A 25,164-nucleotide genomic window follows, 5' to 3' on the forward strand; every position below is an offset into this window, starting at 1 on the left:
TCACTCGCGGCCGCGCAGGCGGTCGATGTCGCGGCGCTCGCGCTTGGTCGGGCGTCCCGCGCCGCGATCGCGCACGGCGAGCATGGCGGTGGGCTCTCGGGCGGGCGTCCGGTCTTCGGCGGCGACCGCCGCCAGCGGGGCGCCGACCCTCTTGACGATCAGCTGGCGCACGATGAGGATGCGGTCGAAGCCGGCGATCCGCACCCGCAGCTCGTCGCCGACGCGCACCGCCTGCGCCGCCTTGGCCTTCTCGCCGTTGACCCGCACATGTCCGGCGCGGCACGCGGTCGTCGCCGCCGAGCGCGTCTTGTAGACGCGGACGGCCCAGAGCCAGGAATCGACACGCACGGCTTCGCTCATCGCAGGTCCCGTCGCAGGATGCGGGCGACACCGAGCACGAGCAGCCCCTGCCCCGCGCAGTAGGTCGCCATGATCCAGGGACCTGCGGCCGCTTCCGAGACGCCGGGGAGGAACAGCCGCAGGGCCAGCAGGGTGTCCGAGACCAGGAAGAGCGCGCCGCCCGCCGTCGTGAGCGTGCCGCCCCGGGTCGCGAACACGGCCGTGCCGGCGAGCACCGCGCCGTAGACGATGACCGGCACGAGCAGTCCGCCGAGATGCGGCCACAGCACGGCGATCATGACGCCCCACCACACCGCGTAGACGAGAGCCCACGGCGGCACCTGCCGTTCGCGGACCCGCCCGGCGAACAGTGCGATGTAGAGCAGGTGCGCCAGGCCGAAGCACAGCAGCATGGCCGGCAGCTCATCGGTCAGGTACGGGAAGAAGAAGGCCGCGCCGTCGCCGAGCCACGAGAAGGCGAGCGCCGCGTACAGGAGCGTCGCCGTGGGTGTGGCGGGGCTTCCGCGCAGCGCCCACACGCAGGCGAGCGCGAGCGTCGGGATCAGCACGAGCTTCGTCGGATACGTCAGCGTCTCTGCGCGGAGCACGATCGCCGCGACGTGGACGGCGGCGACCGCGGCGAAGAGCCAGAATCCCCACCAGCGGGTCGCCTCGAGGCGCGCGGATCTCGTGTCCTGCTGCGTCATCGCGGCCCTTCGCTCACCCGCCGTCCGCCGGAAGGTGGACATGGCACTCATCGTACGACGCGTCAGACCAGCACGAGCGACACGATCGGGCGGCTGGGCGTTGGGCGGGCGACCTCGACGAACCCCGCCGACACGAACGTCGACAGCGCGCCGTGGAACAGGCTGTTGGAGGACGCGCGGGTGGCGTCGGTGTCGACGGGGTACCCCTCCACGACCCGGGCTCCATGCGTGCGCGCATGGGTGACTGCGGCATCGAGCAGCCGCTCCGACAGGCCCTGCTTGCGGAACTCCCGTCGCACGACGAAGCAGGTGATCGCCCACACGGCAGGGTCGTCGAACGGCTCGGGCGACTGGTGGAAGTTGCGTGTCAGCGCAAGGCGTGGCTGCTCCGGACGCGGCGACACCTTCACCCATCCGACCGGCGTTCCATCGACGTAGACGACCAGCCCGCTCGCGGGGGAGGCGGCGACGTCCTCGCGCAGGAGAGCACGCCTCTCGTCGTTGGTCGTCGCGTCGAAGTCCTTGGCCCGCAGCATCCACCACTGACACCAGCACGAGCCGCCGTCCCCACCTCCCGTCAGCGCATGCTCGATGTCGTCGAAGCGGTCCGCGGACGCCGGCAGGATCTCGATCTCGGCCATGTCGCGACCATACGGTCCACCACCGACACTGCCGAGCCGGTTCGCGGGGCGCGCCGCGAGCGGGTAAGATGGGGGAGTTGTCCGCGTGCGGACAGCGAACCGGGATGTGGCGCAGCTTGGTAGCGCACTTGACTGGGGGTCAAGGGGTCGCAGGTTCAAATCCTGTCATCCCGACGGTTGGGCCGTTGGCAAAACGGTCGAAAATGAGGAAGGGCACCGGCTATCAGCCGGTGCCCTTCTTCGTTTCCGTGGTGTCGATGGTCTATGGGGCGACTGGATCGGTCGTCGCCGGCTTGTGGGGCAACGCGAGGGACCGCCGAGGGTTTGCGTGACTCCTGGTCTGCGATTCCCTATCCGGACCGGGCTAGGCCCCAGTAGGCTGACCCCGCACCTGGGGTTTCGGGTGCAGCTGGCTCTGCCTCCGACCGTTGGATTCGATCATCTGGGGAGATGATGTCCATGCGCACTCGCTCGCGCTCGCTCACCGTCGCTACGAGCGTCGTGCTCGCCCTCGTTCTGTCGCTCGTCGCGGCACCTGCGATCGCGGGGAGCACCGCGTCTATCTCGGGGACCGTCGCCGTGCCTGCCGGGCACACTGTCGACGAAGACGCGATCTATGCGGTCGTCACCATGCTCGACGAGGACAGCCGCCCGATCTTCAGCAGCAGCCGACGCGTCAGCTGGGAGGATGGGACATACACCTACAGCGGGTTGGACGCCGGAACCTACCGGGTGCTGTTCTTTGCGGGACCGACCTTCGCCTCGGAATGGTGGCATGACTCACCCACACTCGGGGGAGCGACACCGATCACTCTGGCGGAGGGGGAGGCGCGCACGGGTGTCGACGCGGAGCTCGCGCTGGGGTCCACCATCACCGGGACGGTGACCTACCCCGCTGGCACGGACGTGACCGAGATCTCCACGGATGTTTCGCTCTACCGTGTAGACGACCCGGAGGATCGGGTCGCGTCGGCTCACGCGGCGGACGACGGGACGTTCACCCTGGACGGGTTCCCGCCCGGGTCCTACAAGATCAAATATGAGAACCACGACTACTCGGAGACGGGCAACGTCGTCGTGTACCAGTGGCAGGGCGGCGCCTTCGACTTCGAGGGCGCTCACACGATCACCGTGGCGGCCCCCGGCGCGACCGTCGAGGTCACGCAGACGCTGATGGAGGGCCGGACCATCTCCGGGCGGATCAGCGGCGCCTGGTTCGAGGCGACGCGCGACGACTACTGGATGGTGTCCGCCGAGCCGAATGGGTATGGCTTCGTGCGCGTGGAGGACGACGGCACGTACACGATCCGCCGCAACGTGCCCGGCGTCTACTTCGTCCATGCCTTCAGTCGCTTCGGAGCGGGCGCCGGAACAGCATCATCCGCCGGCGAGTGGTGGAACGACTCGGTCGACCAGACGGGAGCCACTCCCGTCGATCTGACGACGAGCACCGCCGTCACGGGCGTGGACATGAACGTCGACACCGTCGGCGGTCTGCCGGCACGTCCGGTGGTCTCCGGCACCGCGGTCGTCGGGAGCACTCTCACCACCACCACAGGCGCGTGGCCCGCGGGGCTCACACTCCGCTACCAGTGGTTGGCGAACGGGGCGCGGATCACCGATGCGACCTCGTCGACCTATAAGGTCACATCGGCCGTCCTCGGCAAGAGCATCACGGTGAACGTCTGGGCCCAGCTCGCGGAGTCCCACCAGGAGTTCAAGGAGTCCGCGCCGACGCTGAAGGTGCCGCGAACGTCGGTTCCGACGATCTCGGGGACCGCGAAGGTGGGGGCGACGTTGACGGCAAAGCCGGGTGCGTGGTCTACGTCGACGACGTTCCTGTATCAGTGGTACGCGAATGGAGTGAAGATCTCAGGGGCGACCAAGGCCACGTACACGATCCCGTCGAGCCTGATGGGGAAGTCGCTCACGGTGAAGGTCGCGGGGAAGAAGTCGGGGTACACGACCGTCAGCCTCGCGTCGAAGGCGACGCTGAAGGTGCCGCGGACGGCGGTCCCGACGATCTCTGGGACGGTGAAGACCGGTGCGAAGGTGACCGCGAAGCCGGGGACGTGGAGCACGGGCACCACATTCACGTACCAGTGGTACGCGAGCGGAAGGGCGATCAGAGGGGCGACGAAGTCCACGTACGTGATCCCGTCGTCGCTGCGGGGGAGGTACCTGACCGTGAAAGTGACCGGCAAGAAGTCCGGGTACACCACGGTCGCGCGCCTGTCTGCCGCGAAGAAGGTCGCGTAGCGTGAACGCCGGCCAGGCCGAAGGGAACCGGAATCAGATGAAGTCGTTCGGTTCGAGCAGCCGCAGAGCGTGGGGTGCGGTCATCGCCGTGCTTCTCGCGGTGACACCCCTGGTCCCGGCGACCGCGGCGAACGCGGCGACACCGCCGGCGTGGGCGGCCCGGGAGGCGGCGCACGATGCCGGTCTTGCTGCGGTGGCCACGCTCGGCATAAACCCCGAAGTCGCGGTGGAGCGCACAACTGCGGAGCTCAAGGTGCCCGGCCGGACGTGGTACGTCGACGGAACCGTCACGCAGACACGCACCTATTTCTACGGGGAGACCGGTAGCACGGAGTACGTCATCGCCGCACGGGAGGCTCTCCTCGCCAGTGGGTTCGTACGCGATGGTCGGATCAGCGGCATCCACGGAACCCTCAGCACGGTCAGCAACTTCGTCTCCTCGACGCTGATGTGCCAGATCGACCGCTCGTTCGCGAGGACGCAATCGCTCGCCCAGGTCTGGATTCGCTGCATCGACCGGTCCACTCTCGCAACGATCGTCGACCGCTACCGCCCGTTCCTGAAGCTCATCGCGGCGCTGAACCCTGCGCGCCTCGAGAACGCGGTCTTCCACAGCCTCAGCACCCGCTCCGGGACCCCCGGCTACGTGAGCGGACGGGTCTTCTCATGGTCGGCGCGCGTTCCGAACGCCGGCTTCTACTTCGCCAAGCCCCCGGGCGGAAAGTGGGTATACGTCACCGGGACCGCGGGGAGCCTCGTCACGTGCGCGGCGCTGGAGAAGACGATCGTGTCTCGCAAGGCGTTCGCTGGCGACCTGTGCATCAGATACGGCGGGGTGTCGACCGTACGCGGCTGAGCGTGCTGTGCGGGATCTCAACGGGAACATTTGCGCAGCGGGCGCCGATGCGCAAAGCGATGAGGTGTTCACTGGGAGTCGGTCGCTTCACGGCCATCAGTACCACGAGTGGTTCTGCCGACACCCCACGGTCCAGTGGCCCTGCACCTGCGGGTCGGCGGCTGCACGCCAGGGCTGACCGAGCAGACGCCGCCGAGCGCGTACGAGGCTGATCACGCCGCCGGTCGGCGGGGGAGGACCGTGAGAACCATAGCTATGTAGGTGCGGAACTCGCCCATGTAGGCGCGGAGGAACTCTTCGGTGGAGTGGTTGGTGATCTCGCCGTCGTCCCGGAAGACCTCGGCGGAGTAATGGATGTACGCCTCGGGTGAGGTCATCTGACGTGCGTTGCAGAAGCTGAGCACAGCGCGCAGGCTCTGCTGACCGATCGCCGTTCCGATCTGACCGATCGAGGCTCCGATCACTGCGGCGGGAATGTGATCGAAGGAGTTCTGACCCCACGGCCGGGACGCCCAGTCGATCGCGTTCTTCAACGCGCCGGGGATGGAACGGTTGTACTCGGGGGAGACGAACAGCACTGCGTCGGCGGCGTCGATGGCAGCCTTCAGCTCGCGCGCGGCGGGCGGATAGTCGGTGTCGTAGTCCGGGCTGTACAGCGGCAGGTCACCGATCGGGATCTCACTGAACTCGAGCTCGTCCGGGGCCACGCGGATGAGTGCTCTGGACAGGATGCGGTTGATCGACGTCGACGACAGACTTCCGACGAAGTAGCCGACCTTATAGGTAGTCATGAGGGTCCTCAGCTTTACCTGGCTATGCCGGCATCTTGTCGGCGAGGATGTCGATCCGCTCGACCTGCGGCTCGCTGAACAGGACACCCGTGTTGGGACCGAGCGCCTGACCGACACCACCGGCGAGGTGGGCGTCTCGAGCGGCATCGTCGGGAAAGACGTCGTACACACCGAACGTCGAGGGGCCGAGCCGAATCGCGAACCACGCGATGGTGCCCGGCTCCTCCATGACCACCGACCGCGCACCGATCAGGAAGTTCGCCAGTTGTTCCTCTTTGCCCGGCAGCGCCTCGAGGCGAACGAGAAGAGCTTTGGTGAGCATGGTCGCACTCCTTCGCTCCTGGGCGGCGCCGTGTCCTGGCGGACACGGGTGAACGGCGCCGGGGAGCTTGTCTCCGCCCATGATGCGCGGCGGTCGGGTCGCCCCGCATCCCGTGAACGGGTGCTTCCCACCCCTCACCGTGCAGGAGGGGGTCAGCTTGGTCAGCTCAGGTCGGACGGGACGCACGAGGCTGCCAGGACGCTCCGACCGCGACGCCGGGCGGCACTCTCGCCCGTTCGGCCATACTGGGCGAATGTCTACCTACGACTTCCAGATGTCGATGTGGCCCACGCAGCGCGATCAGCGCGGCGGACTCGGTGACGTGCTCAGCGTGCCGCGCGAGGTGGAGCATTTCGCGATCTTCACGCGTCGTGCACAGGCCGAGTCCGCAGGCGATGAGCTCGTTGCGGCGGGATTCGAGGTCGGCCTGGGCCGCCGCTGGATGAAGACCATCCTTCGAGCGGCGCGCCAGGAAGCGCTGAGCGACGACACCGTTGCGCAGTTCCTGCGCGAGGTGATCGCGATCATCGAGCGCCACGGCGGTGACTACGACGGCTGGGGAGCGGCCGTCGAGGAGCCGGCGCGCGGCTGAGCGGAGGCAGCCCGCCCGCCGGTGTCAGCGCGCGAACAGTCGCGCGAAGAAGCCGCTGGACGGGTCGGCCTGGTGCCCCGCGCAGCGCTGAGAAGCGGGAACGCGTCGCATCACCTGGTCCACGTGCTGCCCGCAACCGGACCACGTCGTCTTTCCGCATTTCCGGCAGGTCACGGGGTAACACATCGTCTGTCTTCTCCTTCGGGGTCGTCGGCGGCGGGCGTCGCTCTCAGGCGAGCATGAGGAAGAGCTTCTCGAGCTCCTCCGTCGTGAGGCCCTGACTCTCCCGGGCCCCGTCGGGATCGGCGATGCAGTCCTTCATCGCGGTCGACACGATCGCGAAGCCGGCGCGGTCGAGGGCGCTCGAGACCGCAGACAGCTGCGTCACGACCTCGCGGCACGGCCGCTCGTTCTCCACCGCGGCGATGACGGCGTCGAGCTGGCCGCGCGCGCGGCGGAGGCGGTTGAGGATGCGCTTCTGCGCCTCGACGTCGATGGTGCTCATGCGTTCTCTCCGGATCGGTCGGTTTGGCGGTGGAAGGGGGAGTGGGCGAGGTCAGGCATGCTGGAGCACTGCCGGCGCGGTGAGGACCTCGGACTGACGCTCACCGAGCCAGGCGCGGAGGGTCAGCATGCCGCCGGACAGCGAGGCGGAGTCGAATCCCGCCTGGGTGAGCACGCGATGGGCGATGGCCGAGCGCACGCCGGACTGGCAGGTCACCCGCACCGGGCGGCCCTCGGCCGCCTCGCGGACCTCATCGATGCGCTCGCGGAGCTCGGTGTGCGGAATGTGGAGTGACCCCGGAATGGCGCCGGTGGCGTACTCGGCGGCGGTGCGCACGTCGAGGATCAGCGCGCGGTGCTGCTGCTCTTCGAGCTCGTCCGCGTACCAGAGGGTCAGCGCGCCGGTGAGGACGTTCTCGCCGACCATCCCGGCGAGGTTCACCGGGTCTTTCGCCTGTCCGTAGGGCGGGGAGTAGGCGAGGTCGAGGTCGATGAGGTCGTCGACCGTCATCCCCGCGCGGATGGCCGTGGCGAGCACGTCGATCCGCTTGTCGACGCCCTCGGTGCCCACGGCCTGCGCACCGAGGAGGAGTCCGTCGGAGGCACGCAGCTGCACGATGAGATGGATCTGCGCAGCGCCGGGGAAGTAGCCGGCGTGCTGATTGGGGTGCAGGTGGAGCGTACGGTGCGCGATGCCGGCGGTGTCGAGCGAGGAGCGGTTCGCGCCGGTGAGGGCGGCGGTCAGCGACCCGACGCGCACGATCGCGGTGCCGACGGGCTGCGGGAGGGCACGCGCAGCGCCCGGCCGCAGGATGTCGTCCGCGATGAGTCGCCCCGCACGATTGGCCGGGCCGGCGAGCGCGACGGGACGACGGCTGCCGGTCACGGCGTCGACCGACACCGTCGCGTCGCCCGCGGCCCAGACGCTCTCGGCCGAGGTGCGGCCGTGCTCGTCGACGATGATGGCGCCGCGTTCGCAGGCGATGCCGGCGGCTTCGAACGGTGCCGTGTCGGGGCGGACGCCCACCGAGAGCACGACGATGTCGGCCGGGATGCGGGCTCCGTCGGAGAGCACGACGATGTCGCTGTCGTCACCGTGCTCGACGCTCGCCGCCCCGATCCCGGCGCGGACGTCGACGCCGAGCGCGCCGAGCTCCTGGGCCACCAGAGACGCCAGCTCGGTCTCCAGCGGCGGCAGCACATGTGGTGCCAACTCGACGACAGACACGTCGAGCCCCTGCCCGGCCAGCGCCTCGGCCGCTTCGATGCCGATGAAGCCGGCGCCGAGGACGACGGCGCGGCGAGCGCCGCCGAGCACCGCGCCGCGCAGGGTGATCGCGTCCTCCACCGTGCGGAGCGTGCGCACGCGCGGCGAGTCGAGCCCGGGCAGGGGCGGACGCAATGCGGATGCGCCGGGGGAGAGCACGAGCGCGTCGTAGGAGAGGTCGGAGTCGCCGTCGACGGTTCGGACGCTCAGCGTCTTGGCCGTCGTGTCGACGGCGACGACATCATGGCCGGTGCGCACATCGAGGGCCAGCGCGGCGCGCAGCGTCTCCGGCGTCTGCACCAGCAGCGACTGCTCCTCGGCGATCTCGCCGCCGACGTAGTACGGCAGGCCACAGTTGGCGAACGACACGTGCGCACCGCGCTCGAGCACGATGATCTCGGCGCTCTCGTCGAGGCGGCGGGCGCGTGCGGCGCAGCTCATCCCTCCGGCGACGCCACCGACGATGACGATGCGCATCACGCCACCGCGTCGTCGTGGCCGGGGCAGCGGTCCTCTGCCGGGATACCCCGCAGGGCGGCCTCCACGTGCTGGCCGCAGCCCGCCCATGTCGCCTTGCCGCACTCCGCGCAGGTCACTCTGCTGCACATCGGGAACTCCTCATCTCGTCGTTATACCCCAGGGGGTATCCCCAAAATACACCCGGGGGTATCACTGCAGCAAATCCCGGGCGTGCCGGCGGCGCAGCGCTCCCGGGACATCCGCGTACCGACCGTGTCGGCGGCGTGTCCTAGGCTCGACCGGTGAGCATCGGAGAGTGGGTCGCGCCGCGGCGGCTGGGGCGGGACTTCCGGTGGCTGCTCGCCTCGTCGTGGACGAGCAACGTCGGCGACGGCATCGCGCTCGCTGCCTCGCCGCTTCTCATCGCCTCGATGACCGACTCGCCCGTGCTCGTCGCATCGGGCGCGGTCCTCCAGTTCCTGCCCTGGCTGCTGTTCGGCCTCCACGCCGGCGCCATCGCCGACCGCGTGGACCGTCGCGTGCTGATCATGGTCGCCAACGGCATCCGTGCGCTGGTGCTCGTCGCGCTGTGCGCCTTCCTGGTGACCGGCGTCGCCACCATCTGGGTGGTGCTGGTGGTGGCCTTCGTCTACGGCTGCGCGGAGGTCTTCGTCGACACGACAAGCAGCACGCTCCTGCCGATGATGGTGCGCAAGAAGGACCTCGGCATCGGCAACGCCCGACTGCAGGCGGGATTCCTCGTCGCGAACCAGTTCGGCGGCCCGCCCCTGGGCGCCTTCCTCTTCGCGCTCGGCTCCTTCTGGCCGTTCGCCGTCCAGGCGATCTGTGTCGCGCTCGCGGTGGTGCTCATCTCACGGATCGCGACCACCCGCGTCCCGTCGGCGGACGCGGCGGGTCCGCGCACGGCGGTGCACACCGACATCCTCGAGGGGATGCGGTGGCTCTGGCGTAACCCGCCGGTGCGCACCCTCGTCATCATCATCCTCACGTTCAACATCACGTGGGCAGCGCCCTGGGGTGTGCTGGTGCTCTACGCCACCGAGCACCTGCAGATGGGTCCGGTGGGCTACGGCGCGTTGACCACGGCGTCGGCGATCGGCGGCCTCCTGTCCACTCTCAGCTTCGGCTGGCTCGAGAGCCGCTTCTCGTTCAAGGCGCTCATGCGGGTGTGCCTGACAGCGGAGGTGCTCATGCACCTCGCGTTCGCGCTCACGACGTCGGGGGCGATCGCCTTCGTGATCATGTTCGCGTTCGGGGCGTACGCGTTCGTGTGGGGCACCATCTCGACGACGGTGCGTCAGCGCCTCGTCCCGCACGAGCTGCAGGGGCGCATCGCCTCGGTGAACATGGTCGGCGTCTTCGGCGGCCTCGTGATCGGCCAGGCACTCGGTGGCGTCATCGCCCAGGTGTGGGGACTGACGGCGCCGTGGTGGTTCGCCTTCTTCGGCGCCGCGCTCACGTTGCTTCTCGTCTGGCGGCCCATCGCGCACATCGCCGCCGCGCGCCCCGTCGAAGACGAGGACGACGCGGCGGCGGCGTGAGTCAGACGCGCTCGACCGGCGCCTGCAGTTCGGTCAGCCAGTCGGGGCCGGGAACGTGGCCGTCGGCTTCGAGGTACACCTCGCGACACGGCCCGACGACGCGGTAGCCGTCGGCGACGATCTGCTCCATGAGCGTCGACCAGGACTCGCCGATGCCGCTCATGTCGCCACGGTGCTGGAGGGTCGCGGCGGTGGCGAGCTCGGGCAGCTCGACGACGTCGTAGCCGTCACCGGGAACCGGCTCCGGCTCGGCGACATAGGAGACGTGCACCGTCATGCGCTCGTCGTCCTCGGCGTCGTACCAGAAGATGCCGGGCTCGAGGAGCGGACGTCCGGCCGCCTGCAGGGCACGGTCCAGTTCCTCGATGAGCGGACCGATCGCCGGGCCGATGTTCTCGGGTCCCATGCCCGGGGCGACGGTGCGGGCGGCGTAGACGGTGACGGGCGCGATGCGCGTGTAGTGGACATCCGACATGGTGGTTCCTTCCAGAAGACGGAGGCGACGCTCGATCCGGGCGATGCGCAGGCGATCCTCGGCGACGGACGCGGCCAGGGCGCGGCGTCGTTCGACGAGCACCGTCCGCAGCGCCTCGTCCTGGTCCGCGGCGGCGGCCAGGTCGGCGATGCGGTCCAGGCCCACGCCCAGCTCCCGCAGTTCGACGATCCGCAGGAGCAGCGGCAGCTGGTCGATGGTGTACGAGCGGTAGCCCGTGCGTCCGTCGACCCTCGCCGCGACCAGCAGCCCGATCGCGTCGTAGTGCCGCAGCATGCGCACGCTCACCCGTCCCAGGGCGGCGAACTCTCCGATGGTGTACATGATGTCCACACGATCGACCCTGACACAGTGTGAGGGTCAAGCGCCTCCGACCGAAGCGCGGCGGGAGAGGTCAGTCGGAGGCGTTCAGGGCAGCGTCGAGGTCGGCGAGGATGGCGGCGCAGCGCGCGACGTCCTCGGCGGTGCCCGACAGCTCGAACTCGAACAGGATCGGCCGTCCTGACCGCTGCGCGAGCTGCCGCGCCGCCGCCTGGTAGTAGACGCCGAAGTTGCGATTGCCCGATCCGATGATCCCGATCAGACGGCGCCGGTTCATGGGGGAGCGGAGGAAGCTCCGCACGCCTGCCGGCAGGGTCACCTCGTTGGCGTTGCCCGCCTTGTACGACGGAGTCAGCAGCACCCAGGGGCCCGGTGCCTCGGTCTTCCGCACGGCCGGATCGGCGAGGTTCCGCACGGGGCGCCCGTCGGTGCGCGCGAGGCTCGCCGCGAACCGACCCGTGAGGTTCGAGGTCGACGAGTAGTAGTAGAGCGGCACCTTCGACATGACCCCAGTGTGCGCCGATCCGCGCCCCGGCGGAGCGGTCATCGGCGTGCATAACCCGTCTTCGATTTGTTCACACCTCGCCCCCTTGTGTGGTCAGATCACAGTGAGGATAATGGCATCAGAAGGGCGGGGAACCATCCCGACCCGAACCAGCAAGGGTGCGGATGAAGCATCCGCGCCGGGTAGGAGACCCACAATGTCTACGTCGATCGATGCTCTGGTCGAACGGGCGCAGGTTGCCCTCGCGGAGTACGCATCATTCACGCAGGAGCAGGTCGACCACATCGTCCGCAAGGCGTCTGTGGCAGCGCTCCACCACCACGGCGACCTCGCGGTCATGGCGGTCGAGGAGACCGGCCGCGGCCTCTTCGAGGACAAAGCCGTGAAGAACATGTTCGCGTGCGAGCACGTGACGAACTCGATCATCAACCAGAAGACGGTCGGCGTCATCTCGCACGACGAGCTCACCGGCATCACGGAGATCGCCGACCCCGTGGGCGTGATCTGCGCGCTCACCCCGGTCACCAACCCGACCTCCACCGCCATCTTCAAGTCGCTCATCGCGCTGAAGACCCGCAACCCGATCGTCTTCGGCTTCCACCCGTCGGCGCAGAACTGCTCGGTCGCCGCCGCCCGCATCGTGCGCGACGCCGCGGTGGCCGCCGGCGCGCCGGCGGACTGCATCCAGTGGATCGAGGAGCCGTCGATGGAGGCGTCGGGCGAGCTCATGAATCACCCGGGCGTCGCCCTGATCCTCGCCACGGGCGGCAACGCGATGGTCCGCGCCGCCTACTCGTGCGGCAAGCCCGCGCTGGGCGTCGGCGCCGGCAACGTGCCGGCCTTCATCGAGCGCACCGCCAAGGTCGGCCGCGCCGTGAACGACATCGTGCTCTCGAAGTCCTTCGACATGGGCATGGTCTGCGCGAGCGAGCAGGCGGTCATCCTCGACGCGCCCATCGCCGAGGAAGCGCTCGCCGAGTTCGCCCGGCTGCACGCCTACATGGCGACCCCCGCCGAGAAGCGCATGCTGGAGGAGTTCATCTTCGGCGTCGCCGCTGACAGCGTGAACTGCGCCGATGCGAAGCTCAACGCGAAGGTCGTGGGCCAGTCGCCGGTGTGGATCGCCGAGCAGGCCGGCTTCACCGTCCCCGAGGACACCTCGATCATCCTCGCCGAGGTCTCGGGCGTCGGACCCCACGAGCCGCTCACGCGGGAGAAGCTCGCGCCGGTGCTCGCCGTGCTGCGCGCCGCCACCCCCGACGAGGGCATCGACCTCGCCAGGCAGATGGTCGACTTCGACGGACTCGGTCACTCGGGCGCCATCCACTCCAACGACCAAGCCGTCATCGCCAAGTTCGGCGAGGTCGTCCGGGCCGTCCGCATCATCGAGAACAGCCCGTCGGCGCTCGGCGGCATCGGCGACATCTACAACGCCTTCATGCCGTCGCTCACCCTGGGCTGCGGCTCCTACGGCCACAACTCGGTCTCCAACAACGTCTCGGCGGTGAACCTTTTGAACGTCAAGCGCATCGGTCGACGCAACAACAACCTGCAGTGGTTCAAGATCCCGGCCAAGACCTACTTCGAGCCCCACGCCATCCGCTACCTGGCCGACATGCGCGGCCTCGAGCGGGTGACCATCGTGACCGACGAGACCATGACGAAGCTCGGCTACGTCGACAAGGTCATGGACGTCCTCAACCGGCGTGAGAACCGCGTCCAGGTGCAGCTGCTCAACCAGGTGCGCCCCGAGCCGAAGGTCTCCGAGGTCCGGGCGGGTGCGGAGGCGATGCGGCAGTTCAAGCCCGACACGATCATCGCGCTCGGCGGCGGTTCGCCGATGGATGCCTCGAAGGTCATGTGGCTGCTCTACGAGAACCCCGAGGTGGAGTTCTCCGACATGCGCGAGAAGTTCTTCGACGTCCGCAAGCGCGCGTTCACCTTCCCCGAGATGGGCAAGCTCGCCAAGCTCGTGTGCATCCCGACGACGTCGGGCACCGGTTCGGAGATGACGCCGTTCGCGGTCATCACCGATGACGAGAGCGGCATGAAGTACCCGCTCGCCGACTACGCCCTCACGCCGTCGGTCGCGATCATCGACCCGGAGCTCACCAAGGTGCTCCCCGGATTCCTCGTCGCCGACGCGGGCTTCGACGCCCTCACGCACGCCACCGAGGCCTATGTGTCCGTCTACGCGAACGACTACACCGACGGACTGTGCCTCCACGCGATCAAGCTCATCTTCGAGAACATCGAGCTGAGCGCCAAGGCCCAGCCGAACTCCACGGACGCCGCCGAGCTCAAGGCCCGCGAGAAGATGCACAACGCGGCATCCATCGCCGGCATGGCCTTCGGCAACGCGTTCCTCGGCATCGTCCACGCCATGGCGCACGTCACCGGTGCGACGTACCACCTCATCCACGGACGGACGAACGCGGTGTACCTGCCGCACGTGATCCGCTACAACGGCCGCATCCCCACGAAGCTCACGAGCTGGCCGAAGTACGAGCGCTACATCGCCCCCGAGCGCTTCCAGGAGATCGCCGCTCACCTCGGTCTGCCGGCGTCGACCCCGGAGGAGGGCGTGGAGAGCTACGCCCGCGCCGTTGAGGAGCTGCGCGACCGGGTCGGCATCGAGCGGTCGTTCCAGCAGCAGGGCGTGGACGAGGCGGCGTTCATCGCCGGTCTGCACGACCTGGCGATGGCCGCGTACGGCGACCAGTGCGCGCCCGCCAACCCGCGGATGCCGATGATCGCGGACATGAAGACCCTCATGGAGGCGGCCTACTACGGCACGTCGTTCGACGCGGTCCGCGCGCAGCGCTCGGGCACCCACGCCGAGAGCGACGCAGTGACCGGCACGATCAAGACCGTCAAGACGAAGGGACGCGCCAAGACGAACGCCTGATCGGAGCCGAAGCGAGGGCCGGGGGAGCATACCCGGCCCTCGCTGGCGTCCGCGGGGTGTCCGCGGTCGGCTCTAGGCTGGGCGTATGCAGCAGCGCAGCCTCGGGTCCACCGGTCGTTCCGTCTCCGCCATCGGCCTCGGCACCTGGCAGCTGGGCGCCGACTGGGGCGACGTCTCTGAGGACGACGCGCGGGCCGTGCTCGAGGCCTCGGCCGATGCGGGCGTGACGCTGTTCGACACCGCCGACGTGTACGGCGACGGGCGCAGCGAGCAGATCATCGGCCGGTTCCTGGCCGATCGGCCCGGCCATGAGATCACGGTCGCCACCAAGATGGGGCGTCGGGCGGCACAGGAGCCGGCCAACTACACGCCCGAGAACTTCCGCGCGTGGACCGATCGCTCCCGCCGCAACCTCGGCGTCGAGACGCTCGATCTCGTCCAGCTTCACTGCCCGCCGTCCGAGGTGATCGACGCGGATGTCACCTATGACGCCCTCGACGACCTCGTCGCCGCAGGCGCGATCGCCGCGTACGGTGTGTCGGTCGAGACGGTGGCGCAGGCGTTGTCGGCCATCGCCCGCCCCGGGCTCACGAATGTGCAGATCATCGTGAATCCCTTCCGCCTCAAGCCCCTGGACGAGGTGCTGCCTGCAGCAGCCGAGGCGAACGTCGCGGTCTTCGCCCGCGTTCCGCTCGCGTCCGGGCTGCTGAGCGGCAAGTACTCGTCCGCGACCCGCTTCGCCGACAACGATCACCGTTCGTACAACCGGCACGGCGAGGCGTTCGACAAGGGCGAGACGTTCTCGGGCGTCGATTACGAGACCGGGCTGAGGGCCGTGGACGAGCTCGAGACCGCGCTCCCGGACGGAGTCTCGCTTCCGGCGGCCACGCTTGCCTGGATCGCGTCCCGGCCCGGAGTCACCTCGGTCATCCCGGGGGCTCGCAACGTGCGCCAGGCCGTCGCCAATGCCGCGGCGGGGGAGATGGAGGTCGACCTCAGCGGGTTCGACACCGCCGTGCACGACGTCTACGACCGTCTTCTGAAGGCCGATATCCACCCTCAGTGGTGACGTGAATCGGGCCCGAGGAGGGCTCGCGGTTCTCATTTTCGACGTCCGACGCCCTCGGGAGCGCCGGTGGAGAAGTTTTTTCGTCGTGCTCGCAGTGAGGTGACGGCGTCTCTCGCGCCGTCGCCGAAGCCGCGTCGACGGCGTCTGCGACGTGTCGACTTACGCCTTCGCCGACCCCGCCGATAGAGGATCGGAAAGGGGTTGCCCCGGATCGATAGGGTGGCCCTGTGATCGTCGAATTCCGCGCCGAGGCGTTCCGCTGGGACGCCCGTTCCGACGCCTGGTTCTTCGTCGCCGTGCCGGCGGATCTCTCCGCCGAAATCCGCGAGATTCCGCGGATTCCCAGGGGTTTCGGCGCCACCCGGGTGCAGGCGACGATCGGCTCGACGACGTGGCGGACGTCCATCTTCCCCGATGCCGGAAGGGGCGCCTACGTGCTTCCGCTCAAGCGTGCCGTGAGGGATGCCGAGCGTGTGTTCGAAGGGGACGAAGTGACGGTCCGTCTAGAGGTGCTCGACGGTTGACCGACCCGGGTCGGCGGCTTGCACATCGTTCGTCACATCCGTCTCACGAAACACAGAATTCACATTCCTCCCAGATTTCTCATTGACAACAACATGAGAGACCTCTAATGATTGGTGACGGAGAGGGAGACACGTCCTCGCGGCGGGCCTTCCAATCCAACCCGGCACAAGTCTCGGAGTCATCCCCCCGGATTCCGAGATCCCCCCAGTTGTGCACCTTCCCCCCGAAGTGCACTCCTACCGTGCCGGTGTCCTGTTCACCCCCCTAGGAGAAGGCACGCACATGCGCACTATCCGTAACTATGTCCAGGCTGTGAAGGCCCGCCGCGAGGAGAACGGTGACGAGGGCTTCTCGCTCGTCGAACTCATCGTCGTCGTGGTCATTCTCGGCATCCTCGCCGCGATCGCCATCCCGATCTTCAACGGCATCCAGGACACCGCGAAGGACAACGCCCGGGCGGCTGCGGCCGCCAACGGCGCTGCCCAGGTGTCCTCGCAGCTCGCGGCGGGCAAGACCGTCGAGCTCCCGGACGCGACCGACGAGTTCACGTTCTCGCACAAGAGCGGTGCCGCTCCGACCCAGGTCGACGGCGTGTGCGTCGTCGCGACGGACACGAGCGGCACGCCCGCGAAGACGTCCGAGGCCGGCCCGGGCTGCTAAGCACCACCACGCATCGAGGCCGGCCCGCCCGAACGGGCCGGCCTCGACGCATCTTCCTCCTCCCCCCACCTGACCTTCCCCCCGGAGGTTCGCCGTGTTCCAGCGAGACGACGGCTTCAGTCTCGTAGAGGTCGTCATTGCGATGTTCCTGTTCGGGGTCCTGTCGCTCGCGGTGCTGCCGCTGCTGATCGGTGTCACGCTTCGCAGCGTGGAGAACCGCGAACTGCTGTCGGCGACGGCCTACGCCAACGAGCGCATCGCCACGATCCAGGCGTCCTATCCGTCCACCCCGGGCACAGCGACGACAAGCTGCGCGACGCTTCGCGGCCTTGGCGCCGCGCTCCCGACCACTGATGCCGCAAGCGGCTTCACCTCTACCGTCACGGTTGGTGGTTGCCCGAGTACATTCCCGGCCTCTATCCCTGTCGTCGTCACCGTCAAGAAGGGCCTGACGACGATCACATCCGTCGCGACCCGCGTGAGAGTGGGGGCCGCGTGATCACGTCATCCTCTCGGGAGTCCGGCATGTCATTGATTGAGCTCATGGTGGCGCTCATGGTCGGTGCGATCGTGCTCTCCATCCTCGTGCTCGTCTTCGCCAACGGCCTCACGACTCAGCGCCGGGCAACCGAGCGAAATGCAGCGACAGCGATGCTCAATGCGACGACCGCGTCGATCACCGAGTCGGTGCGTGCGTCCGTCGACACGCGCGTCACCGAGAGCGGTCAGCGTCTCGACGCCAAGGTTCTCGCTCCCGACGGCGTCACCTGGGAATGCCGCGCGTGGCAGATCCAGTCGGGACAGCTTCGATACAGCTCTGGTGCCAGCGCGCGACCGGCGGCGTCCGGCAGCTGGAAATCGCTCGGCTCCGGTCTGTCCGGCAACCTTGCCTCCGGCGCGGCGTTCGTCCGTGCGGGCACTCAAGTCTCTCTCGGGTTCACCCTCACCCGAGGAGAATCGACCATTCGCGTCACAGATGGCGCCGTTTCGCTGGCTGTCCAGTCGGGAGGTCCCTCGTGCTGGTAAAGCCTGCTGTCACCCCGCCTACTCGCCGCTCAACCGACGCCGGTTCCGCCCTCGTGTCCGTGCTCATCGTCCTGTTGGTTCTCACGATCGGCGGGCTCGCGCTCAGCACCGTTATCATGAACACGACCGGAATGCTCGCCGAATCCGGCAATCTCTCGCGCGCTCAGGCCGCCGCTGACGCGGGCATCGCCGCTCAGACGGCGCGACTCGAGACGGGCGAGCTCACCTGCGGCAGCGCCTCGGGGACGGCGAATGTCGACGGCACGGGGACGCCCGTCTACACGTACACCCTGACGTGCGGCGCCGGACTGGCAACGCTCCGCTCGACTGCGACGGTCGCGGGCGAAACGGTGTCGCGCCAGGCCGTTTTCGATGTCGTCGAGAACAACGATCCGCCGACGGCGGGCGGGCCCGGACTGTTCTACACCTATGGGATGAACACGCGTCTCAACTCCTACGTCTTCGACGATGTGAACAGCGAGGTCGGCATCGACGAGTTCACGGGGTCGGCGGGCGTCTTCGCTTCCACCGGCAAGATCGAGTGCGGCTCGGGCTCCGTCTTTCCCGCCGACATCTACACGAAGACCGGAGGTCTTCAGATCGACAGTGGTTGCGTCGTCAAGGGCAGCGCCTACATCGGCGACACCGCGGTCGTCAACGGCGGGACCATCGAGGGCAGCCTCGTCGCGCCCAAGAACACAAACCACACCATCGCGGGAACCATCGGAAAGACCGGCGGCACGGAGGGGAACGCGTTCCTCGGAGGCACTTTCACCCTCAACAGCGGCACCGTCTTCGGCAGTGTGACGGCGGCGGGAACCGGCAACAGCACGCTCGGGAGCGGCATCATCAAGGGCAACTTCCGCTACAAGGGCGGGTACGGCATCTGGGGCACCCCGGCGACGACGATCGTGAAGGGCGCGATCGTTAAGGACACAGCCCTCACGGCACCGACGCTGCCGGCGATCCCGGACTGGCAGGATGTTTCCTTCGTGCCGGTGAACGCCACGACCCCGGCCGCCGCATGGGTCGCCGAGGGATACAAGCTGACCACCGTGACAGGCGCCGCCTGCGACAAGTGGTCCGGCAACTCCAGCGACGTCACCTCGCTCGCCAGCACTCTGACGAGCCGCATGATCTTCGACATCCGTGCGTGCTCCGGTGGCTTCGATACGAACGCGGGTGGAGCCAAGAAGGAGGTCAAGGTCAACCGAGACATCGCGATCATCGCGAATCACTGGTATCTCTCCGGCACCAAGTTCAAGAGCGCGGACGGGAACGACCGGACGATCTTCCTGATCACCCCCGACAGCTCGCCGTCGGTGGCGGGCCCGCAGTGCACGTCGCCTGCTCGTAACTCGGAGCAGTTGAACGACTCGACGGTCGACCCCAAGATCGCCGTGTACATCTACACTCCCTGCCAGATGAAGTTCAACAGCAGCCCGGCGACTTTCCGGGGCCAGGTCTACTCGGGATCGCTCGCGTTCGGAGGCGGAGTGAAGGTCGCTTTCGCGCCGCGAAACATCCCCGGCTACGACTTCGGACAGAACACCGCGCCCTGGCCGGGGACCGGCGGCGGCTCGTCGGGCACGATGTTCACCCTCCGCTCGACGCATGACGTGGTGACGCCATGACCGAAGGGGTGGTGTGGATCGCCGTCGTTCTGGTGATGTGCGGTGTTCTCGGTCTGTTGATCGGCTCCTTCCTGAACGTCGTCGTGTATCGCGTTCCTGCGGGCATCTCGCTGATGCGAGAGAGCCGCTGCCCCGCGTGTGAAGCGCCGGTCCGCCCGTGGGAGAACGTTCCGATCCTTTCGTGGCTGCTGCTCCGCGGCCGGTGCGCGCACTGCGGCACGGCGATCTCGGCACGATACCCTCTCGTCGAGTCAGCGACCGGACTCGCGTTCGTGGCCGTCGCGTCGTGGTTGGTGGAGATATACGGCGTGGCGCCGACCCCCTTTTTCTGGCCTGTTCTCGTCGCCCATCTCTACCTCGCCGCAGTGACGGTCGCGCTCGCCCTCATCGACCTGGACACCCGACGACTGCCCAACAGCATCGTGCTTCCGAGCTACGTCGTCCTCTTCGTCCTTTTCGTCCTGGCATGCCTGCTCGGCGCGTCGTGGGAGTGGCTTCTTCGCGCGGCGGTCGGCGGTGGCGCTCTGTTCGCGTTCTACTGGCTGCTGCGTCTTGTCCGTCCGGGAGGGATGGGCGGGGGAGACGTGAAGCTCGCGGGCGTGCTCGGTGCGGCGCTGGCGTGGACCGGGTGGGGTGCACTCGTCGTGGGAGCTTTCGCCGCCTTCGTCATCGGGGGTGTGGTCGGCATCGTGCTCATGGCTGTGGGACGCGCGACGCGCAAGAGCGCGATTCCGTTCGGCCCCTACATGCTCCTGGGCGCGTGGGTCGGTTTGTTCTCGGGCGAGCAGATCGCCCGCTGGTACCTGGGATTGGTGACCGTCGGCTGAGCCGACGGTCGAGGAAGGAGAGTCGCATGGCGAAGACGATCGTCGGGCTCGAGATCACGGAGGAAGGAGTCCGGGCTGCGGAGGTGACGGTGGGCAAGAACCCCACCATCGTCGCCGCCGGATCCGTGCCACTTCCTCCGGGTGCTGCGAAGGACTCCGAGGTCTTCGACCGCGACGCGGTCGTCCTCGCCATTCGTCAGCTGTGGAGCCGTGCGGGCATCAAGGCAAATCGCGTGACGCTCGGCCTCGGAAGCCGTCGCATCCTCGTCCGCGACTACACGACCACCGCGATGCGCCCTGATCTGCTGGCTCTTGCCCTGCCCTTCCAGGTCCAGGACCTGCTTCCCGTGCCCGCGGACCAGGCGGTGCTCGACTTCTATCCGGTCTCGCAGGACGGCGATCAGGTGACGGGCCTGCTCGTCGCCGCCGTGGCCGAGACCGTGGAGGACCTGGTTGCGACGGTCGGCAAAGCGAAGGTTCGCGTCGATGTCGTCGACCTCGCGCCCTTCGCACTGGCACGCGCGGTGACCCGACTCGCTGCGCCGGGGGAGACCGTCGCCGCGCTGCACCTCGGTGATCACACGAGCTACGTCGTCGTCGTGCAAGACCGGGTTCCGCGCTTCGTGCGGATCATCCCCGTCGAGATCGCGACCGAGGCGGTCCGTGCTCGTGAGGTCGCCGCTCAGCGTGGCGACGACGCAGCCCCGGCCTTCGAGGAGATCCTGGAGACCGTTCCGCCGGGCGATCCACACGTCGACGACGCTCCGCTCCGTCGGCGCGCGGCTGCGCGAGCGGCTGGCCGAATGGCCGTATCGACGATGTCGTCGGCGGCCATCGATGATCTGGTCATGCGCCTCGGCAGTACTCTGCGCTTTTATGCCGATCGATCGGCTGACGCCCCGATCACCCGCGTGCTCCTCACGGGGGCCGGTGCAGGAGTCGACGGTATCGCCGGGGCGCTCGCGGCGAGCTTGCCGATGCCGGTGCAGGTCGTGGGCGCGTCGACGGTGTTCGCCCGGAAGAATGACCAGCCTCTCGGCGCCGATGACCTCGATCTGCTCACCACGGCGGGGCTCGCGCTCACGGAGGTGCGCTGATGACCTATACCGCAACCCCCGCCTTGGTGCTCGGTGCCGCCCCCCGCGTCAACCTCATGCCGCGCGCTGAGATCGAGAGGCGCGCCAATCGGAAGTTGATCGGGCTGTGGGGTCGAGGCACGGTTCTCGCGCTCCTCCTTGTCGTGGTGACCGCTGCGGTGACCTTCTGGCTCCAGTCCTCAGCTACGCAGCAGCTGAACGCCGAGAACATGCGAACGACGGATCTGCTCGGCCAGCTTGCGGAGCTTCAGCCAGTGAGCGCGAAACTCCAGCTCGAGGCGGAGCTCCGCGACCTACGCGCCGAGGCGATGTCCACGGACCTCGAATGGGCTGCTCTCACTTCCACCGTCGGGGCCGCTTTGCCCGAGTCTGTCTCCGTGTCCGGGTTCGCGCTCACCGCGGGGGGTGCACCAGTCGCCGACGACCCATCCGCGGAAGTCGGGAGTTACGGAACGCTGACACTGACGAGCGAGGACCCGACCGATGTCGTCGCTCTCGTCCGATCGCTCCGCGACGTCACGGGCGTCCGGAGTGTCGACAGTTGGAGCGCATCCGCTGAGACCGGGCTCTTCGAGTACACCGTGCGGATCGTCTTCGACCAGTCCTTCTACACCCATGCGTACGAGGAAGGGGTGACCCCGTGACCGCCAGCAAGCAGCTCGTGAACCTTCTCGGGGTGATCGTCGTGCTGGGGATACTCGTCTCCGGTCTTGTGCTCATAGCGCTGCCGATGTACACGCAGGCGCAGACTACGAACGGCAGCACGAGGAGTGTTGCGGCCTCTAACGACGTGTATGAGCTTCAGGTGACCCAACTAGCGACCGCGGAGGCGCGCATCGGGGAGATCGACGGGCAGCTTGCTGCCCTGCGTACGGAGATCTCCGCGGAGACCAAGTACGACGACGTCTTCGAGATCATCGCTGCAGCAGCCGGAGAGACCGAAGTCGCCGTCGGCAAGATCACGATGACCGAGCCGGAAGCGTTCACGCCCCGTGCCGAGGTGGTCGACGTGGCGGGAACCGGCTTGCCGACCGAGCAAGATGCCGCCCCGACGGAGAGTGACTCTTCGGCGGAGGGTGAGTCTGCGGGACAAGAATCCGGCGTCGCGGAGCCGACAGCGCCGCCTGCTGACCCGACTGCGCCGGCCCAGGGCCAGCTCCAGGCGCTGATCACGATCGAGGCGCAGACTGACGACGCCGACGCCGCGATGGCGTTCGTCGACCTCCTCCGCGTCGGTCCGCGTCTCATCCTGCCCATCAACGCCACTCTCGCCGACGGGACGCTGACGCTGACCGCTTTCACCTTCATCCGGACTGAGGACACTCCATGACGAACCCCAGCGTCCTGCCGCTCTTCGAGATGCTTGCCGCCGCGCAGGCGTGCCGCGCCTCCGATGTGCACCTGACCGCGAACCACCGCCCGCTCGTGCGCGTCGACGGCGACCTGGTCGAGATCCCCGGCTACTTCGAGCCGACGACCGCCAACTGGCTGGATGCGACCCTCGGCGGGCTCCTCACCAACGATCAGATCGCCGAGTTCCGTGAGAACGGCGAGGTGGACTTGTCGATCACCGTCCCCAATGTCGCGCGGTTCCGCGTGAACGTCTTCCGCCAGCTCGGAAACGTCGCAGTCGCTCTCCGCTTCATCCCCGACCGCATCAAGAGCTTCTCCGAGCTCGGTGTGCCACAGGTGGCCGCGGAGCTCGTGATGAAGCCGCGCGGCCTCGTGCTCGTCACCGGTCCCACAGGATCGGGCAAGTCGACGACGCTGGCTTCGATGATCGACATCGTCAACCAGACCACGCCCGCCCACATCGTCACCGTCGAGGACCCCGTCGAGTTCCAGCACACCAGCAAGCGCGCCCTCATCCACCAGCGCGAGATCGGCAGCGACACCGCGTCATTCGCCGAAGCGCTGCGGCGTGTCCTCCGCCAGGACCCCGACATCATCCTCATCGGCGAGCTGCGCGATCCGGAATCGATCTCGACGGCACTCACCGCGGCCGAAACCGGCCACCTCGTCATGTCGACTCTGCACACGCAGAGCGCGGCGAAGTCGATCAACCGCATTGTCGACGCGTTCCCGTCGGACCAGCAGAACCAGGTGCGCACGCAGCTGGGCGACACGCTCCGGGGCGTCATCACTCAGACGCTCCTGCCCCGTGCGCAGAACGAGGGCCGCGTGATCGCGACCGAAGTGCTCGTGAACACGCCGGCCATCGCCAACCTCATCCGGGAGGGCGAGATCAGTCAGATCTATTCGATGATGCAGGCGGGCGGCGCGATCGGCATGCACACCCTCGATCAGGATCTGAAGCGGCTCGTGGAAAGCGGAACCATCAGCCTCGCCGCAGCGAAGGAGATCGCGGAGGATCCCAGAACCTTCGACGAAGCGCGCGTGCGTCCCGTCGACTACGACGCGGAGGCGTGGACGATGCATGCGTCCGAGCGGACTGGCACGGGGTGGAGGAACTGATGTCGCTCGTCGAGGAGTACACCTACCGTGCCGTCGACCCGAACGGCGGCAGCATCGTCAAGGGCGTCATCGAAGCGACGAGCCAGAGCGCTGTGGCCTCGAAGCTCCGCGCTCAGGGGTTGGCACCACTCGAAGTGGGGCTGACCTCCAAGACCGGACTCAATCGTGAGATCACGATTCCCGGTTTGCAGCGGCCGGTGAAGGTCGCGGTCCTCGCGGTGTTCGCAAAGCAGATGTCGAGCCTCATCAATGCAGGTCTCCCGCTGATGCGATCGCTGTCGATTCTGACGGAGCAGGCTCAGGACAAATCACTGCGGCAGGCCCTGGCGAAGGTGTACGCATCGATCGAGTCCGGCACGGCATTCTCAGCCGCGCTGGCGCAGCACCCGGACGTGTTCCCCCCGCTGATGGTGAACATGGTGAAGGTCGGTGAGGCGGGCGGCTTTCTCGCGGCTTCGCTCAAGACGGTAGCCGACACCTATAAGGAAGAGGCGGAACTGCAGGACAAGATCAAGTCAGCCACGACGTATCCGCTCATCGTCCTGTCGATCGCCATTGTCGGAGTCATCGCCATGGTGACGTTCGTCGTTCCGGTGTTCGAGGGCATGTTCAAAGGGCTGGACTCGGCCCTTCCTGTCCCGACGCAGATACTTGTGACCTTGTCGAACAACATGATCTGGATCCTTCCGCTCATGATCGTCGCGGGCGTGCTGTTCACCTTCTGGTGGTTGAAGAACCGCAACGAGGAGAAGGTCCGCAAGGTCGTCGACCCGATCAAGCTGAGGTTGCCGGTGGTGGGTCCCCTCGCCACCAAGATCGCCGTGGCGCGGTTCAGTCGGGGGCTCTCGATGATGCTCAAGGCGGGAGTGCCGCTCGTGCAGGCGCTCAGCATCGTCGGCGCGGCGTCGAACAACTACAAGATCGAGGCCGCGGTGCGGTCCGTACAGGAGTCCGTCAAGCAAGGACGCTCGTTCTCCGCTCCGTTGGCGAAGGCCGACGTCTTCCCGACCTTGGTCTCGCAGATGGCAGCGGTGGGAGAGGAATCAGGCTCCCTGCCCGAGATGCTGGCGTCCATCGCCGACTTCTACGAGGGCGAGGTGAAGACGGCGACGGAGCAGTTGACGTCGGCGATCGAGCCGATCCTCATCGTCGCCATCGGCATCATCATCGGCGGCATGGTGATCTCGCTGTACCTGCCGATCTTCTCGATCTACGGAGAGCTGGGCAACACCGGCTGACTCCGTCACAGACGGCAGGGCGCGCGGAACTGGGGAGGGACGCGCGCCCTGCTCTTTCCTCCACGTCGTGCAGCGCCGCGCGCCGTG

Annotated in this window: 27 protein-coding genes and 1 tRNA gene; 18 read left to right on the forward strand and 10 right to left on the reverse strand. The window is 67.8% G+C overall.

Translation table 11 applies throughout. From position 1 onward, the window contains the following. The 3 genes from QQZ13_RS11900 to QQZ13_RS11910 are packed head-to-tail and all read right to left on the reverse strand — an operon-like array spanning position 1 to position 1,687. Positions 1-360: an RNA-binding S4 domain-containing protein gene (locus QQZ13_RS11900; protein WP_284529407.1), complete on the reverse strand. Its 360-nt coding sequence runs from the start codon at positions 358-360 to the stop codon at positions 1-3. After that, entirely contained in the window at positions 357-1,088 is a 732-nt protein-coding gene (locus tag QQZ13_RS11905) for a lysoplasmalogenase (RefSeq protein ID WP_284529408.1), read from the reverse strand. Before QQZ13_RS11905 ends, QQZ13_RS11900 begins: the two co-directional genes overlap by 4 nt. Positions 1,089-1,108: 20 nt before the next feature. After that, entirely contained in the window at positions 1,109-1,687 is a 579-nt protein-coding gene (locus QQZ13_RS11910; RefSeq protein ID WP_284529409.1) for a GNAT family N-acetyltransferase, read from the reverse strand. A 100-nt stretch (positions 1,688-1,787) separates the two neighbouring features. On the opposite strand from QQZ13_RS11910, the gene QQZ13_RS11915 reads away from it, so the two are divergent. The 3 genes from QQZ13_RS11915 to QQZ13_RS11925 all read left to right on the forward strand — a co-directional run bounded on the left by QQZ13_RS11915 (position 1,788) and on the right by QQZ13_RS11925 (position 4,802). After that, positions 1,788-1,861 (forward strand) — tRNA-Pro (locus QQZ13_RS11915). 285 nt (positions 1,862-2,146) lie between these two features. Next, positions 2,147-3,946: a hypothetical protein gene (locus tag QQZ13_RS11920; RefSeq protein WP_284529410.1), complete on the forward strand. Its 1,800-nt coding sequence runs from the start codon at positions 2,147-2,149 to the stop codon at positions 3,944-3,946. 193 nt (positions 3,947-4,139) lie between these two features. Next, complete coding sequence (locus QQZ13_RS11925) at positions 4,140-4,802, forward strand: hypothetical protein (protein ID WP_284529411.1); 663 nt, start codon at positions 4,140-4,142, stop codon at positions 4,800-4,802. 212 nt (positions 4,803-5,014) lie between these two features. On the opposite strand, the gene QQZ13_RS11930 is transcribed toward QQZ13_RS11925, so the two are convergent. Both QQZ13_RS11930 and QQZ13_RS11935 read right to left on the reverse strand, forming a co-directional pair. After that, a complete protein-coding gene (locus QQZ13_RS11930) occupies positions 5,015-5,593 on the reverse strand; it encodes an NADPH-dependent FMN reductase (RefSeq protein WP_284529412.1) in 579 nt (192 codons plus the stop codon). Positions 5,594-5,615: 22 nt separating this feature from the next. After that, entirely contained in the window at positions 5,616-5,915 is a 300-nt protein-coding gene (locus QQZ13_RS11935) for a putative quinol monooxygenase (RefSeq protein ID WP_284529413.1), read from the reverse strand. Positions 5,916-6,168: 253 nt separating this feature from the next. Here QQZ13_RS11935 and QQZ13_RS11940 point away from each other — a divergent pair, with 253 nt between their 5' ends. Beyond that, entirely contained in the window at positions 6,169-6,507 is a 339-nt protein-coding gene (locus QQZ13_RS11940; protein ID WP_284529414.1) for a ribonuclease E inhibitor RraB, read from the forward strand. Between the two features lie 229 nt (positions 6,508-6,736). Here the strand turns inward: QQZ13_RS11940 and QQZ13_RS11945 are convergent, their stop codons facing one another. From QQZ13_RS11945 to QQZ13_RS11955, 3 genes are read right to left on the reverse strand one after another with little or no spacing between them, the layout of a single operon-like run. Further along, entirely contained in the window at positions 6,737-7,012 is a 276-nt protein-coding gene (locus QQZ13_RS11945; protein ID WP_284529415.1) for a metal-sensitive transcriptional regulator, read from the reverse strand. A 51-nt stretch (positions 7,013-7,063) separates the two neighbouring features. After that, on the reverse strand, positions 7,064-8,755 hold the full coding sequence (locus QQZ13_RS11950; protein WP_284529416.1) for an FAD-dependent oxidoreductase: 1,692 nt from the start codon (positions 8,753-8,755) through the stop codon (positions 7,064-7,066). Beyond that, positions 8,755-8,886 carry a hypothetical protein gene (locus QQZ13_RS11955; RefSeq protein ID WP_284529417.1) on the reverse strand — a complete coding sequence of 44 codons (132 nt, stop codon included), beginning with the start codon at positions 8,884-8,886 and terminating at the stop codon, positions 8,755-8,757. Before QQZ13_RS11955 ends, QQZ13_RS11950 begins: the two co-directional genes overlap by 1 nt. A gap of 153 nt (positions 8,887-9,039) precedes the next feature. Between QQZ13_RS11955 and QQZ13_RS11960 the strand changes: the two genes are divergently transcribed. After that, the gene (locus QQZ13_RS11960; RefSeq protein WP_284529419.1) at positions 9,040-10,299 is read left to right on the forward strand and encodes an MFS transporter; all 1,260 of its coding nucleotides are present in this window, start codon (positions 9,040-9,042) and stop codon (positions 10,297-10,299) included. Between the two features lies 1 nt (position 10,300). Here QQZ13_RS11960 and QQZ13_RS11965 read toward each other — a convergent pair whose 3' ends face one another. Together QQZ13_RS11965 and QQZ13_RS11970 are read right to left on the reverse strand one after the other, a co-directional pair. Further along, positions 10,301-11,116 (reverse strand): MerR family transcriptional regulator, encoded by an 816-nt coding sequence (locus tag QQZ13_RS11965; RefSeq protein ID WP_284529421.1) that lies wholly within the window; start codon positions 11,114-11,116, stop codon positions 10,301-10,303. Positions 11,117-11,186: 70 nt separating this feature from the next. Then, complete coding sequence (locus QQZ13_RS11970; protein ID WP_284529423.1) at positions 11,187-11,618, reverse strand: class Ib ribonucleoside-diphosphate reductase assembly flavoprotein NrdI; 432 nt, start codon at positions 11,616-11,618, stop codon at positions 11,187-11,189. A gap of 196 nt (positions 11,619-11,814) precedes the next feature. On the opposite strand from QQZ13_RS11970, the gene adhE reads away from it, so the two are divergent. The 13 genes from adhE to QQZ13_RS12035 all read left to right on the forward strand — a co-directional run bounded on the left by adhE (position 11,815) and on the right by QQZ13_RS12035 (position 25,077). Further along, positions 11,815-14,526, forward strand: coding sequence for a bifunctional acetaldehyde-CoA/alcohol dehydrogenase (gene adhE / locus QQZ13_RS11975; protein WP_284529424.1), 2,712 nt, complete (start codon positions 11,815-11,817; stop codon positions 14,524-14,526). 85 nt (positions 14,527-14,611) lie between these two features. Next, positions 14,612-15,595: an aldo/keto reductase gene (locus tag QQZ13_RS11980; protein ID WP_284529425.1), complete on the forward strand. Its 984-nt coding sequence runs from the start codon at positions 14,612-14,614 to the stop codon at positions 15,593-15,595. 227 nt (positions 15,596-15,822) lie between these two features. Beyond that, a complete protein-coding gene (locus QQZ13_RS11985) occupies positions 15,823-16,119 on the forward strand; it encodes a DUF1905 domain-containing protein (protein ID WP_284529426.1) in 297 nt (98 codons plus the stop codon). 283 nt (positions 16,120-16,402) lie between these two features. Further along, positions 16,403-16,780, forward strand: a complete 378-nt coding sequence (locus QQZ13_RS11990; RefSeq protein WP_284529427.1) for a prepilin-type N-terminal cleavage/methylation domain-containing protein — start codon at positions 16,403-16,405, stop codon at positions 16,778-16,780. A gap of 94 nt (positions 16,781-16,874) precedes the next feature. Further along, positions 16,875-17,279: a prepilin-type N-terminal cleavage/methylation domain-containing protein gene (locus tag QQZ13_RS11995; protein ID WP_284529429.1), complete on the forward strand. Its 405-nt coding sequence runs from the start codon at positions 16,875-16,877 to the stop codon at positions 17,277-17,279. After that, positions 17,276-17,806 (forward strand): type II secretion system protein J, encoded by a 531-nt coding sequence (locus QQZ13_RS12000; protein WP_284529431.1) that lies wholly within the window; start codon positions 17,276-17,278, stop codon positions 17,804-17,806. Before QQZ13_RS11995 ends, QQZ13_RS12000 begins: the two co-directional genes overlap by 4 nt. 116 nt (positions 17,807-17,922) lie before the next feature. Beyond that, a complete protein-coding gene (locus QQZ13_RS12005; RefSeq protein WP_284529433.1) occupies positions 17,923-19,440 on the forward strand; it encodes a hypothetical protein in 1,518 nt (505 codons plus the stop codon). Beyond that, positions 19,437-20,267 carry an A24 family peptidase gene (locus QQZ13_RS12010; protein ID WP_284529434.1) on the forward strand — a complete coding sequence of 277 codons (831 nt, stop codon included), beginning with the start codon at positions 19,437-19,439 and terminating at the stop codon, positions 20,265-20,267. The genes QQZ13_RS12005 and QQZ13_RS12010 overlap by 4 nt, the downstream gene beginning before the upstream one ends. A 26-nt stretch (positions 20,268-20,293) precedes the next feature. Next, positions 20,294-21,364, forward strand: a complete 1,071-nt coding sequence (pilM, locus tag QQZ13_RS12015; RefSeq protein ID WP_284529435.1) for a type IV pilus biogenesis protein PilM — start codon at positions 20,294-20,296, stop codon at positions 21,362-21,364. Beyond that, a complete protein-coding gene (locus QQZ13_RS12020; protein ID WP_284529437.1) occupies positions 21,364-22,008 on the forward strand; it encodes a hypothetical protein in 645 nt (214 codons plus the stop codon). The genes pilM and QQZ13_RS12020 overlap by 1 nt, the downstream gene beginning before the upstream one ends. Next, positions 22,005-22,694 carry a hypothetical protein gene (locus QQZ13_RS12025; RefSeq protein WP_284529438.1) on the forward strand — a complete coding sequence of 230 codons (690 nt, stop codon included), beginning with the start codon at positions 22,005-22,007 and terminating at the stop codon, positions 22,692-22,694. The genes QQZ13_RS12020 and QQZ13_RS12025 overlap by 4 nt, the downstream gene beginning before the upstream one ends. After that, positions 22,691-23,839 (forward strand): type IV pilus twitching motility protein PilT, encoded by a 1,149-nt coding sequence (locus QQZ13_RS12030; protein ID WP_284529439.1) that lies wholly within the window; start codon positions 22,691-22,693, stop codon positions 23,837-23,839. The genes QQZ13_RS12025 and QQZ13_RS12030 overlap by 4 nt, the downstream gene beginning before the upstream one ends. Beyond that, a complete protein-coding gene (locus QQZ13_RS12035; RefSeq protein ID WP_284529440.1) occupies positions 23,839-25,077 on the forward strand; it encodes a type II secretion system F family protein in 1,239 nt (412 codons plus the stop codon). Before QQZ13_RS12030 ends, QQZ13_RS12035 begins: the two co-directional genes overlap by 1 nt. The last annotated feature ends 87 nt before the right edge of the window (positions 25,078-25,164 follow it).

Source organism: Microbacterium sp. T2.11-28 (assembly GCF_950097975.1).
Taxonomy (GTDB): domain Bacteria; phylum Actinomycetota; class Actinomycetes; order Actinomycetales; family Microbacteriaceae; genus Microbacterium.